At 68.9% G+C, this 12943-nt stretch carries 14 protein-coding genes; 6 read left to right on the forward strand and 8 right to left on the reverse strand.

The window, feature by feature from the left end; translation table 11 throughout:
- Nucleotides 1–424: 424 nt before the first annotated feature.
- On the reverse strand, nucleotides 425–1036 hold the full coding sequence (locus tag ABXJ56_RS00005) for an alpha/beta hydrolase family protein (protein WP_353997707.1): 612 nt from the start codon (nucleotides 1034–1036) through the stop codon (nucleotides 425–427).
- Between the two features lie 133 nt (nucleotides 1037–1169).
- The gene (locus tag ABXJ56_RS00010; protein WP_353999925.1) at nucleotides 1170–1769 is read right to left on the reverse strand and encodes a general stress protein; all 600 of its coding nucleotides are present in this window, start codon (nucleotides 1767–1769) and stop codon (nucleotides 1170–1172) included.
- A 46-nt stretch (nucleotides 1770–1815) separates the two neighbouring features.
- Here ABXJ56_RS00010 and ABXJ56_RS00015 point away from each other — a divergent pair, with 46 nt between their 5' ends.
- The 3 genes from ABXJ56_RS00015 to ABXJ56_RS00025 are packed head-to-tail and all read left to right on the forward strand — an operon-like array spanning nucleotide 1816 to nucleotide 4789.
- Entirely contained in the window at nucleotides 1816–3108 is a 1293-nt protein-coding gene (locus ABXJ56_RS00015; RefSeq protein ID WP_353997708.1) for a magnesium transporter MgtE N-terminal domain-containing protein, read from the forward strand.
- A complete protein-coding gene (locus ABXJ56_RS00020) occupies nucleotides 3108–3641 on the forward strand; it encodes a DUF1003 domain-containing protein (protein ID WP_353997709.1) in 534 nt (177 codons plus the stop codon). The genes ABXJ56_RS00015 and ABXJ56_RS00020 overlap by 1 nt, the downstream gene beginning before the upstream one ends.
- A complete protein-coding gene (locus ABXJ56_RS00025) occupies nucleotides 3638–4789 on the forward strand; it encodes an Mrp/NBP35 family ATP-binding protein (RefSeq protein WP_353997710.1) in 1152 nt (383 codons plus the stop codon). The genes ABXJ56_RS00020 and ABXJ56_RS00025 overlap by 4 nt, the downstream gene beginning before the upstream one ends.
- A 30-nt stretch (nucleotides 4790–4819) precedes the next feature.
- Here the strand turns inward: ABXJ56_RS00025 and ABXJ56_RS00030 are convergent, their stop codons facing one another.
- A complete protein-coding gene (locus ABXJ56_RS00030; RefSeq protein WP_353997711.1) occupies nucleotides 4820–5221 on the reverse strand; it encodes a Sec-independent protein translocase TatB in 402 nt (133 codons plus the stop codon).
- A gap of 72 nt (nucleotides 5222–5293) precedes the next feature.
- Here ABXJ56_RS00030 and ABXJ56_RS00035 point away from each other — a divergent pair, with 72 nt between their 5' ends.
- On the forward strand, nucleotides 5294–5929 hold the full coding sequence (locus ABXJ56_RS00035; RefSeq protein WP_353997712.1) for an O-methyltransferase: 636 nt from the start codon (nucleotides 5294–5296) through the stop codon (nucleotides 5927–5929).
- A gap of 53 nt (nucleotides 5930–5982) precedes the next feature.
- Here ABXJ56_RS00035 and ABXJ56_RS00040 read toward each other — a convergent pair whose 3' ends face one another.
- From ABXJ56_RS00040 to dapE, 3 genes are all read right to left on the reverse strand, one after another.
- A complete protein-coding gene (locus ABXJ56_RS00040; RefSeq protein WP_064485917.1) occupies nucleotides 5983–6156 on the reverse strand; it encodes a DUF3117 domain-containing protein in 174 nt (57 codons plus the stop codon).
- A 96-nt stretch (nucleotides 6157–6252) separates the two neighbouring features.
- A complete protein-coding gene (locus ABXJ56_RS00045) occupies nucleotides 6253–7482 on the reverse strand; it encodes a hypothetical protein (protein ID WP_353997713.1) in 1230 nt (409 codons plus the stop codon).
- Nucleotides 7464–8540, reverse strand: a complete 1077-nt coding sequence (gene dapE / locus ABXJ56_RS00050) for a succinyl-diaminopimelate desuccinylase (RefSeq protein ID WP_353997714.1) — start codon at nucleotides 8538–8540, stop codon at nucleotides 7464–7466. The genes ABXJ56_RS00045 and dapE overlap by 19 nt, the downstream gene beginning before the upstream one ends.
- Nucleotides 8541–8606: 66 nt before the next feature.
- Here dapE and dapD point away from each other — a divergent pair, with 66 nt between their 5' ends.
- Together dapD and ppk2 are read left to right on the forward strand one after the other, a co-directional pair.
- Complete coding sequence (gene dapD, locus ABXJ56_RS00055; RefSeq protein WP_353997715.1) at nucleotides 8607–9563, forward strand: 2,3,4,5-tetrahydropyridine-2,6-dicarboxylate N-succinyltransferase; 957 nt, start codon at nucleotides 8607–8609, stop codon at nucleotides 9561–9563.
- 24 nt (nucleotides 9564–9587) lie between these two features.
- Nucleotides 9588–10382, forward strand: a complete 795-nt coding sequence (gene ppk2, locus ABXJ56_RS00060; protein ID WP_353997716.1) for a polyphosphate kinase 2 — start codon at nucleotides 9588–9590, stop codon at nucleotides 10380–10382.
- A gap of 29 nt (nucleotides 10383–10411) precedes the next feature.
- On the opposite strand, the gene ABXJ56_RS00065 is transcribed toward ppk2, so the two are convergent.
- Nucleotides 10412–11710: a citrate synthase gene (locus ABXJ56_RS00065; protein ID WP_353997717.1), complete on the reverse strand. Its 1299-nt coding sequence runs from the start codon at nucleotides 11708–11710 to the stop codon at nucleotides 10412–10414.
- Between the two features lie 110 nt (nucleotides 11711–11820).
- Nucleotides 11821–12942 (reverse strand): succinyldiaminopimelate transaminase, encoded by a 1122-nt coding sequence (dapC, locus tag ABXJ56_RS00070; RefSeq protein ID WP_353997718.1) that lies wholly within the window; start codon nucleotides 12940–12942, stop codon nucleotides 11821–11823.
- Nucleotide 12943: the final 1 nt, after the last annotated feature.

The following is a 12943-nucleotide window of genomic DNA, read 5'->3' on the forward strand; positions in this document are numbered from 1 at the left end:
AATAAGGCCGAGTCAGCGAGTTCAATCTGACCAAACAGGAAGTCAAAACTGACTATCCAGATGCCAACCCCCCAAAAAGAAGGATTGGACTTTGATCCAAAGGAATTCTCACCAGTCCGAAGACCGACGAGGATAAATTGGCATTTGACAAGTGCACGCTGTTGAGTTCTCAAGGATCGGATGCTCCTCCCGCTCGGCTTTTCAGCTCCGCTCGAAGGGCAATTTCTCGATCTTACCCGACGCCGTCTCCGTGTCAAATCGGACGAACCGACCGACGAGGGCGTCAGATTCCTCCAGACGCAGCAGATGCTGCCGTCAGGGGGAAGTGTTCGATGCTTGAGGGGGGCGCTCAGGTGATCCCGGCGCTCGCTTCCCTTTGGGGCGAACAAGAGATAACTTACGCGGGATCCGGGGGTCGGGCAAATCAGACCCGACCGCCGGGCGTGTCGCGAGGCGACAACAGGATCGGACGCAGGAACTCCCGGGCGCGGCTGAGCGCCTCTGCGGCCACCTCGTGCGAGGTCCGGCGGTCGCGCGGAAGCTCGAACGAGTGCCCCGCATCGTCGATCCACTCCACCGCAGCACCCGGAAGGGCCGCCACGATCTCCTCCAGCCGTTCGGTGGGCGCAACGAACGGGTCGCGACGACCGGAGAGGAAGAGCTGCGGTGTCGACACCTCCGTCAGATGCGCCACGCGCTCCCGGTCGGGACGGCCGGGCGGGTGAAGCGGATACCCGAGATAGATGAGGGCGTGCGCTCGGATGTCCCCGGCCGCGGCGGCCATCGACGCCATCCTGCCGCCGTACGACTTCCCCATGGCCACGACGGGAGCACCCGCGTCATCGCCATGGACACGGTCGAACACCGTCTTCCACGCGAGGACGGCGTGCGCGGCCGGGCCCGGCATGCGGCGCCCCTGCGCGCGGTAGGCGAAATCGAAGCGCACCGTCGACAGGCCGTACGACGCCAGCACCTCCGCCGCTGACCGCAGGAATGGATGGTCTGCTCCGGCGCCCGCGCCTGGCGCAAGGATCACCGTCGCCGGCGAGGACCGCACTCGCTTCCATCGGAGGGGGATAGGCACCGGGCCGGAAGGCAGATCGACCACGCAGGTCTCGACATGCTCCGCCGTCGTCATCCGCGCCACCCGTCGCTCCGGGGCCCCTCGCTCATTCGGCGCGGTCGCCGCTCTTCTCGCCGGCGTCCTCGCCGACGGGCTCCGAACGGGGCGTCGACGGGCTGACACGCTCGCCGTATCGGGGTGGTTCGCCCTCGTCCGCGATCCGAGGGGCGGAGGCGACACCCGCGCCGACCCCGAGCACCTCGCGGGCCCGTGCGAGATCGACGGCCGGCACCGTCACGTCGTAGTGTTCGGCGACCACCTGGATGACGGAGGCGTAATCCCTCCGCTTACGAACGAGCGAGTAGGTCGTCAAGCTGAAGAGCATCCCGATCGCGATACCCACGAACAGGACGCCGACGAAGGCCTGGATCGGAAGACTGGGCGAGCCGATCACCAGCACCGCCGCGAACAGCATGCCCAGCAGCAGACCGTTCACCGCCCCGGAGCGCGCGGCCGTGGCGTAGCCGAGCCGGCCCGTCACCCGTTCCACCGAGCGGAGACCCGACCCGACGATGGCGACGTGGCGGGCGGGGACATCGGCGGCGATCAGCGTCGAGACCGCCTTCTGCGCAGCGTCGTACGTGGAGTATCCCGCCACGGTCTGACCGAGGTCCCCCGCGGACATCGTCGCTCTCCCACCGAACATGCTCACCACTCCATCCTCCCATGGGCCCGGGGCTACGCTGGGACGTGTGAGCACGCAAAGGGTCTTCGTCGCGCGTCTCGCCGGCTGTGCGGTGTTCGACCCCGCCGGGGATCGCCTCGGCCGGGTCCGCGACGTCGTGGTCATCTATCGGAAGGACGACCCGCCGCGCGTGGTCGGCCTCGTCGTGGAGATTCCGGGTCGGCGCCACGTGTTCGTGTCGATCGGCCGTGTGACGTCGATCGCGACCGGTCAGGTCATCACGACGGGGCTCATCAACGTCCGTCGCTTCCAGCAGCGCGGCGGCGAGGTGCGTGTGATGGCGGAGATGCTCGGGCGGACGGTCTATCTGCGCGACGGCTCGAGCCGGGCGGTCATCGAGGACGTCGCAATCGAACGGAGCCGACTGGGCGAGTGGGACGTCGGGCAGCTCTTCCTCCGCCGCCCGCGCACGAGTGCCTCCCCGTTCGCAAAGGGCCCGACGACCTTCGCCTCCTGGTCGGAGGTGCGTGAGGAGCAGACCCCCGGCCGGGCGCAGTCGGCGGAACAGCTCGTCGCGACGTTCTCCGATCTCAAGGCGGCCGACCTCGCGAACACCCTGCTGGACCTGCCCGAGGAACGCCTGATCGAGGTCGCCGAGGAGCTGTCCGACGACCGCCTCGCGGACGCGCTCGAGGAGATGCCGGAGGACGAGCAGGTGCACATCCTGGAGGCCCTCGGCGACGAGCGCGCAGCCGACATCCTCGATCAGATGGAGCCCGACGACGCCGCCGACCTTCTGGGGCAGCTCCCCGAAGCGCGATCCGAGGAGCTCCTCGAGCTGATGGAGCCCGAGGAGGCGGAGGACGTCCGCGCCCTCCTCCAGTACGGACCCGACACCGCAGGAGGGCTGATGACGAGCGAGCCCATCGTGCTCTCCGCCGACGCGACCGTCGCTGAAGCGCTCGCGCTCATCCGGCGGCACGAGCTCCACCCGGCGCTCGCGGCCGCGGTCTTCGTCACCCTGCCGCCGTACGAGACGCCCACCGGGCGCCTGCTCGGCACCGTGCACTTCCAGCGGATGCTGAGGTACCCCCCGCACGAGCGGCTCGGCGCGATCATCGACGACACTCTGGAGCCGATCTCGGCCACCGCGAGCGCCGCCGAGGTCGCCCGGATGCTCGCCAGCTACAACCTCGTCTCCGTTCCGGTGATCGATCAGGCCCGTCGCCTGGTCGGCGCCGTCAGCATCGACGACGTGCTGGACCACCTGCTGCCGGACGACTGGCGTTCGAGCGATCTTCCCGAGCCCCCGCGCGCGCCCGCCACGGCGGCTGTTCCGATCACCCCGAGGCGGCGATGATGGCACGCGCAGCGAAGCGACCGTCGTTGGATGCCCCGCGCGGCCGCGGGGGCATGCTCACTCGCTCCCCGCAGCCCTCGAGGGACCGGTTCGGCCGATTCACCGAGTGGATCGCGAGGAACATGGGAACACCGGTGTTCCTCCTCGCGCTCACTCTCTTCTGCGTGGGCTGGATCGCGTGGAACACGACGATGCCGGAGTCGCTCCGCTTCGACGACGCCGCACTCGGTTTCACGGCGCTCACCCTCGTCCTCTCGCTGCAGGCGTCCTACGCCGCCCCTCTGATCCTCCTCGCGCAGAATCGCCAAGACGACCGCGACCGGGTGCAGATCGAGCAGGACCGTCAGCGGGCCGAGCGGAACCTGGCCGACACCGAGTATCTGGCGCGCGAGATCGTCGCGCTGCGTATGGCCCTGACCGACATCGCCGGGGATGTCGTGACCCGCGACGTTCTGCGCACGGAGCTGAGAGCCCTCCTGGAGCGACTCGACGCCGAGCCCGACGCCCCGCTCTCCGAGGACGAACGGCGATGACCGCGAACGGCATCGCCGCGATCACCGACGCGGTCGGAGCAGTGATGGACCCCGAACTGCGTCGTCCGCTCTCCGAGCTCGATATGGTCCGTGCGATCGATCTCGACGGCGATGTCGCCCGAGTCGAGATCGCCCTCACGATCGTGGGCTGCCCCGCCTCCGACCGCATCCGCGCGGATGTCGAGAGCGCGGCATCGAGCGTTCCCGGCGTCGCCTCCGCTCAGGTGTCCCTGACGGTGATGACACCCGAGGAGCGACGTGCCCTCACCGAGAGACTGCGGGGCGGCCGCGCGGCGCGCACGACGCCCTTCGGACCCGACTCCCTGACGCGTGTCATCGCCGTCACCAGCGGCAAGGGCGGCGTCGGCAAGTCCACCCTCACGGCGAATCTCGCCGTCGCGCTCGCCGACCGCGGTCTGTCGGTCGGGCTCATCGACGCCGACGTGCACGGCTTCTCCATCCCCGGACTGATGGGCCTCGTCGATGAGCGCGGTCTCGCGCCGTCACCCACCCGCATCGACGACCTGATGCTCCCGCCCGTCGCCCACGACGTGAAGGTGATATCGATCGGGATGTTCCTCCGCCGCGAGGGCGATGACACCGTTCCCGCCGTGGCCTGGCGGGGTCCGATGCTCCATCGCACCGTGTCGCAGTTCCTGACCGACGTGCACTTCGGAGACCTGGACGTCCTGCTGTTGGACATGCCGCCCGGGACCGGTGACGTGGCGATATCGGTCGGCCAGCTGCTCCCCCACGCCGAGGTCATCGTCGTCACGACGCCGCAGACGAGCGCGTCGGACGTGGCCGTCCGCAGCGGACTGGTCGCCCGACAGACAGGGCAGCGGGTGATCGGGGTCATCGAGAACATGGCGGCGATGACGCTCCCGGACGGCTCCGTCGTGGAGGTCTTCGGCTCGGGAGGCGGTGCTGCCGTCGCCTCGGCTCTGTCGGACGAGGGCGCCGAGGTCCCCCTCCTCGGATCCGTTCCGCTCAGCCCCGGGCTTCGAGCCGCATCGGACGCGGGCTCCCCGGTCGTGCTCGCTGCCCCGGACGAACCCGCCGCGCGCGCGATCGAGGCACTGGCCGAGTCCCTCGCCCGCCATCCGCGCGGCCTCGCCGGCCGGTCGCTGCCGCTGCGTGCGCGATGACGCGGGTCGAAGATCGGCGCCCGCTCGACATCAGGTCGCCTCGTCGTCGAACGGTGCGCGCTCACCGACGGTCAGTCGCGTGTTCGCCGGATGCTCTTCCCTATGCGCGGCGCCTGCGGCACCCATCGCCGCGACCGCACCGGCTGCGGCGGCCGCTTTGACCGTCGGCACCGGCGTGTCGTCCAGAAGGGCCTCGCGTATGATGCGTCGAGGGTCGTACTGGCGCGGATCGAGAGTGCGCCAATCCACGTCCTGGAAGTCCTCACCCATCTCATCGCGCACACGGGTCTTCGCCGTGTTCATCCAGTCCTTTGCGCGCCGTGTGAGGCGTCCGAGACCTTCGGCGTAGCGCGGCAGCCGCTCGGGCCCGATGACGAAGGCCGCGATGACACCGATCAGCAGAAGCTTCTCGATGGTCAGGCCGAAGAACATGCCTTCACATTACCGTCGCGCCTGCGGGCCGACGCCCGAGAGCGCCCCTAGGGTTGAACCGGAGGAACACCCATGGCAGGTCACGACGCGAATCAGCGATTCGCCGACGAGTCGACGCACGAACCGGATCACATCATGCGCGCTCGGGCTCACGCCCTCGAGCTGGGAGCCGCGCCCATCAGCGCCCCGGTCGGGGCGCAATGCGCGGTCATCGCCGCAGCCTCCCAGGCTCTCAACATCGTCGAGATCGGAACCGGTGCGGGGGTGTCGGGGTTGTGGCTCCTCCACGGATCTCCGCGGGCGACTCTGACGACCATCGACAAGGAGCCGGAGCACCTGGGCGCGGCGCGTCAGGCGTTCGCCGACGCGCGGATACCGGCAGCGCGCGCTCGCTTCATCACCGGACGCGCAGCCGAGGTCCTGCCGCGCATGAATGAGGCGTCCTACGACATCGTCCTGGTCGACGCGGACCCCGACGGCGTCATCGAGTACGTCGAGCACGGCCTTCGTCTCGTGCGAGCCGGGGGCACGGTGCTGGTGCCGCGCGTGCTCGGTCACGGCGCCGTCGCCGACCCGGTGCGACGAGACCCCGTCACCAGTGCCTACCGCTCCCTGATCCAGGAGACGCAGACCTCCCCCGCCGTGATCGGGGCGCTGTCGATCGTCGGAGAAGGCCTTCTTCAGCTCACGACGGCGCCCCCGGCCTGAGGGGAACAGAAGAACGGCCGGTCATCGAGACCGGCCGTTCTTCTTCCTGCTGATCAGGCTGCGCTGACGACGCCCCCCAAGACGTCATGAAGCTCCTTGGCCTCAGCGTCGTTCACGGAGACGACGAGTCGCCCACCCCCCTCGAGCGGCACGCGCACGATGATGAGGCGACCCTCCTTCACGGCCTCCATCGGCCCGTCTCCGGTTCTCGGCTTCATGGCTGCCATTGCGGCTCCTTTTCATCGATGTTCTGCGACCCAAGTTTATCCCCGTGCGGCGCGCGTGCCCGTACGCCGTCCACAGAACGTGGCATCGCGTGCCACTCAGGGCACCTGCCAGGTCATGTTCCCTAGCCCGTACATGTTGTAGATCCACCACCACTGACCGAGGAGGCAGGCGGCCAGGACACTCAGACGCCAGGTGTGCGAACGCGGTACGGCCATCGCTCCCCAGAGGGGTGAGAGGGGCACGAGGAGGCGGAAGATGCTCGACTGCGGGAAGAAGACGAGCAGCAGATACACGATGTAGCCGACCGACCACAGCCGGATCTCGATCCCCAGCGCCCGGACGGGCGGTGCCCACAGGAGAAGTGCGGCGATCGCCGCGATGAACACCGCGAGGACCACATACCCGATGAGAGGGTCGACCTGCCACATGCGACCGAACCAGAACTCCACCGCCTCCAGGAATCCGTGCAGGGGGACGAAGTCCGCCTCCCCCGGCATCCAGATCCTCCGCCAGGCGAGTTCCGTGGCGAGATAGGCGTCCGACCGACCCGTGACGGCGGCGGCGATGAGCTGCCACGCGAACCCGACCCCGGCTGCCAGGAGACCCGTCGCGATGATGTGGAGGATCTCGCGGATCGGCAGGGGGTCGCGCTTCCGCTGCACCCAGCGCCAGATCCCGTACAGGGCCAGCATCAATGAGAACGCGAGGATGCCGGGTCGGGTGAAGCCCATGAGGGGGATGAGCGCGTAGAGCCAGCCCCATCGCCGGCGGATCAGCGCCCACAGCGCCAGGAACAGCCACAGGAGATTGAGGGTTTCGGCATAGCCGACCTGGAAGAGCGCCGCCAGCGGCCCGAACGCGAAGAAGACCACGGCCCATGCGGATGCCATCACCGTCAGCCGGGTGCGCAGGAGACGGTACAGCACGTAGCACGCCGCATACCCGGCAACCAGGGAGACCAGGAGCGCACCCGCGGCCCAGTGTCCGAACGGGAGGCTCACCCCCTGCGCGAGGAACGGATAGACGGGCAGGAAGGCCCAGGCGTTCTCCGCCACGAGCCCGTCCTCGGTCAGCGGGAGCGTGGTCGGATAGCCGACGACGGCGATGATCCAGTACCACCGGGCATCCCAGCCGAGGATCAGGTCTCCGAGTGCCGGGCTGTCGCCGAAGCGCGACGACGGTGTCGACAGGGATGCCGCGAGGAGCAGGAAGGCGGTCGTGATCAGCCGCGCCCCGAGGTAGAGGATGCCGATCCACAGCGCCGGCTGCATCGCGACGCGCGCGGCGAGAGCCCCCGGCCGCACCGTCAGCCGGCGCTCAGCCACGTGCGCAGGCCGCGCTCGACCGCCGCGATCTGCGCGACGGGAACCCGCTCCTCGTCGTGGTGGGCGAGGTGCGGGTCACCCGGCCCGTAATTGACCGCCGGCACGCCGAGGGCGCTGAAGCGCGCGACGTCCGTCCAGCCGTACTTCGGCCGCGGCTGCGCACCGACCGCCCGGACGAAGTCCTGAGCAAGCGGTGCGTCCAGGCCCGGACGGGCGCCCTCGGCGAGGTCCACGATCTCGACCTCGAAGCCGGAGAAGACGTCACGGACCACGCGCTCGGCCTCCGCGGCATCCCGGCTGGGCGCGAAGCGGTAGTTGACCTCGACGCGACACTCGTCCGGGATGACGTTCCCGGCGATTCCGCCGGAGATCCGCACGGCGTTCAGGCCCTCGCGGTATACGAGCCCGTCCACGGTGACCTCTCGCGCGCGGTGTTCGGCGAGGCGGGCGAGGATCGGAGCGGCCGCGTGGATCGCGTTCTCGCCGACCCACGATCGGGCACTGTGTGCGCGCACGCCGGTCGTCGTGACGAGTGCGCGGAGGTTGCCGTTGCACCCTCCCTCGACCTCACCGTTGGACGGTTCCCCGAGAATGGCGAAGTCGGCGGCGAATAGGTCGGGACGCGTGCGGGAGAGCCGGGTGAGCCCGTTGAGCTCGGCATCCACCTCCTCGTGGTCGTACCACATCCAGGTGATGTCGACCGTCGGATCCGTCAGCTCGGCCGCCAGCACGAGTTGCACGGCGACCCCCGCCTTCATGTCGACCGTGCCGCGCCCCCACAGCACCTCCTGCCCGTCCACGACCCGGGTCTGGGTCGGCACGTTCCCGTTGATCGGAACGGTGTCGATGTGCCCGGCGATGGCTACGCGTCGTTCGCGCCCGAGGTTCGTGCGGGCGACGATGGTGTCGCCGTCGCGGTGGACGTCCAGGTGTCCGAGGGCGGAAACGGCCTCGTGGATCAGATCGGCGAGCGTCGTCTCGTCGCCGGAGACGCTGGGGATGTCGCAGATGACGCGCGTGAGGTCGACAGAGGATTGCGTGAGATCGAGCGCGGGCATTGTCGCAGTCTACCGAGGGCCCGGCGGTGATCTCCGAGGACGCCCGACGACCGCTAGCGTGGAGGCATGAGCGATGAGCGGTACATCTGGGGACGCGGTCTGGTCACGACTTCCGAGAACGGCACCGTTCTCGACGCGTGGTTCCCGCAGCCCGAGGAAGGACGCCTGCCCCGTGGCGCCGCGGCCGCGCCGGTCGACGACGACCTCGACCGGCATGCCGTCGCCGACCCGCGGCGAGCCGTCACTCTGGACGTGCACGTGATCGAGATCGATCTGGATGCGCCTCCCGCCTCGACGCCGGACGCCTACCTCCGCCTGCACGCGCTCTCCCACCGGCTCGCGGCGCCGAATGCGGTGAATCTGGACGGCATCTTCGCACATCTGCCGATCGTGGCGTGGACGACCGCGGGCCCGATGCATCCCGATGACGCCACCCGGCTGCGGCCGTTCCTCCTTCGTGACGGCATCCAGGTGCAGAGCCTCGACAAGTTCCCCCGCCTGCTCGATTACGTCACGCCGGTCGGCGTCCGCATCGCCGACGCGTCACGTGTGCGTCTGGGCGCCTACCTCTCCCCCGGCACGACCGTGATGCACGAGGGCTTCGTCAACTTCAACGCCGGGACGCTCGGCGCGAGCATGGTCGAGGGACGCATCTCCCAGGGCGTGGTCGTGGGCGACGGCAGCGACATCGGCGGGGGCGCGTCCATCATGGGCACCCTCTCCGGTGGCGGAGCGCACGTCGTGTCCGTGGGCGCCCGCACACTGCTCGGCGCCAATGCGGGAATCGGCATCTCTCTCGGCGACGACTGCATCGTCGAAGCGGGGCTGTATGTCACCGCCGGGTCCAAGATCGTCCTCGCGGACGAACCCGCCGACGCGGACGGTCACCGCCCGACCGTCAAGGGCGCGGCGCTCTCCGGCCGGAACGGAATCCTCTTCCGCCGCAACTCGCTCACCGGCGCCGTCGAAGCCGTCCGCCGAGCGGGCGCCGGGGTGACACTGAACGAAGCCCTGCACGCCTGATCGGCGTCCGAGCGAAGGAGCCCCATGTCGGCCCGATTGTCGAAGAAGACGTACGAAGCCGAGCTCGCGCGACTGCAGGCGCGGCTGGTCGACATGCAGGCGTGGGTCCAGCACACCGGCGCACGGATCGTGGTGATCTTCGAGGGCCGGGACGCAGCGGGCAAGGGATCGACGATCAAACGCGTCGCCGAGTACCTCAACCCCCGTGTGACGCGCGTCGTCGCCCTTCCGACACCGAGCGAGCGCGACCGGACGCGGTGGTACTTCCAGCGCTATGTGCCGCATCTTCCCGCCGCCGGGGAGATCGTGCTGATGGATCGTTCCTGGTACAACCGCGCCGGTGTCGAACACGTCATGGGGTACTGCACGCAGGCCGAGTACCACCGCTTCCTGCACCAGGCCCCGATCTTCGAACGGATGCTGGTCGAGGACGGCATCCTGCTGCTGAAGTACTGGTTCAGCGTGTCCGACGTCGAGCAGGAGGCCCGCTTCCGCTCCCGATCGGAAGACCCGATGCGCCGCTGGAAGCTCAGCCCCAACGATGTGCTGTCCATCACCAAGTGGGAGGACTACTCCCGTGCGAAGGACACGATGTTCATCCACACCGACATCCCCGAAGCCCCCTGGTTCGAGGTGGACAACGAGGACAAGCGGCGCGGTCGCATCAACATGATCCACCACCTGCTGTCCCGGATCCCCTATCGGGAGGTCGAGAGACCGGCGATCGAGATACCTCCGCGCCCGGCATCCGGCGGCTACGAGCGACCGCCGCGAGACGACGCCGGGCAGGTCCCCGACTACGCCGCGACGCTCGGCTGACCCCGGCGAGGAACCTCAGGCTCCGGCTTTCAGCCGAGGCCGGGATAGTTGCGTGCGGGTGAGCCCGTGTAGAGCTGTTGCGGACGTCCGATCTTCGTCTGGGGATCGGTCACGGCCTCGCGCCACTGGGCCAGCCACCCGGGCAGACGACCGATCGCGAACAGCACCGTGAACATGCGCGTGGGGAAACCCATGGCCTTGTAGATGACACCGGTGTAGAAGTCGACGTTCGGGTAGAGGCGACGCTCGCGGAAGTAATCGTCGCTCAGCGCGATCTCCTCGAGCTGCTTCGCGAGGTCCAGGAGCGGGTCGTTCACGCCCAGCGCCTCGAGCACCTCGTCCGCGGACTCCTTGACGAGCTTCGCGCGCGGATCGTAGTTCTTGTAGACCCGGTGCCCGAAGCCCATGAGCTTCACGCCGTCTTCCTTGTTCTTCACGCGCTCGACGAACCGCTCCACGCTCTCGCCGGAGTCGCGGATGCGGCCGAGCATCTCGAGGACCGCTTCGTTCGCGCCGCCGTGCAGCGGACCGTACAGCGCGTTGATGCCCGCGGAGATGGAGGAGAACTGGTTCGCACCGGTCGAGCCGACGAGACGCACGGTGGAGGTCGAGGCGTTCTGCTCGTGGTCCTCGTGGAGGATGAGGAGTCGTTCGAGGGCGCGCGACATGACGGGGTTGATCTCGTAGATCTCGCTGAGGACGCCGAAGTTGAGTTTGAGGAAGTTGTCGACGAACCCGAGGGAGTTGTCGGGATAGAGGAAGGCCTGGCCGATGCTCTTCTTGTGCGCGTACGCGGCGATCACCGGCAGCTTCGCGAGCATGCGGATGGTGTTCAGCTCCACGTGCTCGGGGTTGTGCGGGTCGGACTCGCCCTCGTAGTACGTCGAGAGCGCCGCCGTCGCTGCCGACAGGACCGACATCGGGTGGGCGTTGTGCGGGAGGGCGGAGAAGAAGCGCTTCAGGTCCTCATGCAGGAGCGTGTGACGCCGGATGCGCCCGTCGAACTCCGCCAGCTGGTCCTCGGTGGGCAGCTCGCCGTAGATCAGCAGCCACGCGACCTCGAGGTACGTGCTGTTCTTCGCCAACTGCTCGATGGGGTACCCGCGGTAGCGGAGGATGCCCTCGTCCCCGTCGATGTAGGTGATCGCGGACTTCGTCGCCGCGGTGTTCACGAAACCGTAGTCGAGCGTCGTGTGACCGGTCTGCCGGGTGAACGTGGAGATGTCCACGCTCGGGATGCCGTCGGTACCGTGCAGGACGGGGAATTCCGCCGTGCGGTCGCCAATCGTGACAGTGGCCTTGTCCTGTTTGGTGCCCGCTTCGCTCACGGCGCCTCCTCGCGATTGGTGATCGTGCCGGGGGTTCGCATACAGCCTAGTCGCCGCGCGCGCCTACTCCGGACATCGCCAACGCGACGCCGGATCCGATGGAGGAACCCTCACAGATGCGCGGGAGCGGCATCGCGGAGGCGCTCCGCGGCCGCCGCGATTCGCTCGTCGGACGCCGTGAGGGACAGCCGCACGTGGTGAGGGAAGTGCGGGCCGTAGAAATGCCCGGGTCCGACGAGGATGCCGAGCTCGGCCAGCCGCGCCAGAGAGTCCCACGCATCGCGTCCCTCGGTCGCCCACAGGTACAGACCAGCCTCGCTCCGGTCGACGCGGAACCCCGCCCCCACGATGGCCGGGAGGAGGAGGGCACGCCTCCGCGCGTAGAGCTCTTTCTGATGGCGCACATGAGCGTCATCGGCGAGAGCGGCGGTCATCGCCGACTGCACCGGCGCCGGCACCATGAGCCCGAGGTGCTTGCGGGCCGCGGTCAGTCGGGAGACCACCGTGCCATCACCCGCGAGGAATGCCGCCCGATATCCCGCCAGATTCGACTGCTTGCTCAGGGAGTAGACCGACAGCAGGCCGGAGAGGGATGCGTCACGGACACGATCATCCAGAACCGACGGGATCATCGCGCGATCCCACGGCTCGTCCCACCCGAGTTCGGCGTAGCACTCGTCCGCGACCAGGAGGGCGCCGATCGCTCGCGCGCGGGCGACCGCGGCCCGGAGCTCATCCACATCCCAGACACGGCCATCGGGATTGCCCGGTGAGTTGATCCAGATGATCGCGGCCTCGTCGGGCCACTCCGCGGGGTCGTCCGCCGCCACCGCCGTCGCCCCGCACACCCGCGCTCCAACGTCGTATGTCGGGTACGCCGCGCGGGGGTGCACCACGATATCGCCCGGGCCGAGGCCGAGGAGCAGAGGGAGGAGCGCGACCAGCTCCTTGGATCCGATCGTCGGCAGCACGTCGCCGGGTGCGAGCCCGGTCACGCCGCGCCGCCGCGCGTACCACGCGACGATCGCTTCCCGCAGCGCCGCCGTGCCGATCGTCTGCGGATAGGCGTGCGCGTCGGTCGCCCGCTTGAGCGCCGCCGCGACCACGTCGGGCGTCGGATCCACCGGCGACCCGATGGAGAGGTCGACGATGCCGCCGGGATGCGCCTTGGCGCGCGTCGCGTACGGCGCGACGGCGTCCCACGGGTAGTCCGCGAGGTCGGTGACTCCCATC

The organism is Microbacterium aurantiacum (assembly GCF_040532595.1).
Classification (GTDB): Bacteria; Actinomycetota; Actinomycetes; order Actinomycetales; family Microbacteriaceae; genus Microbacterium; species Microbacterium chocolatum_B.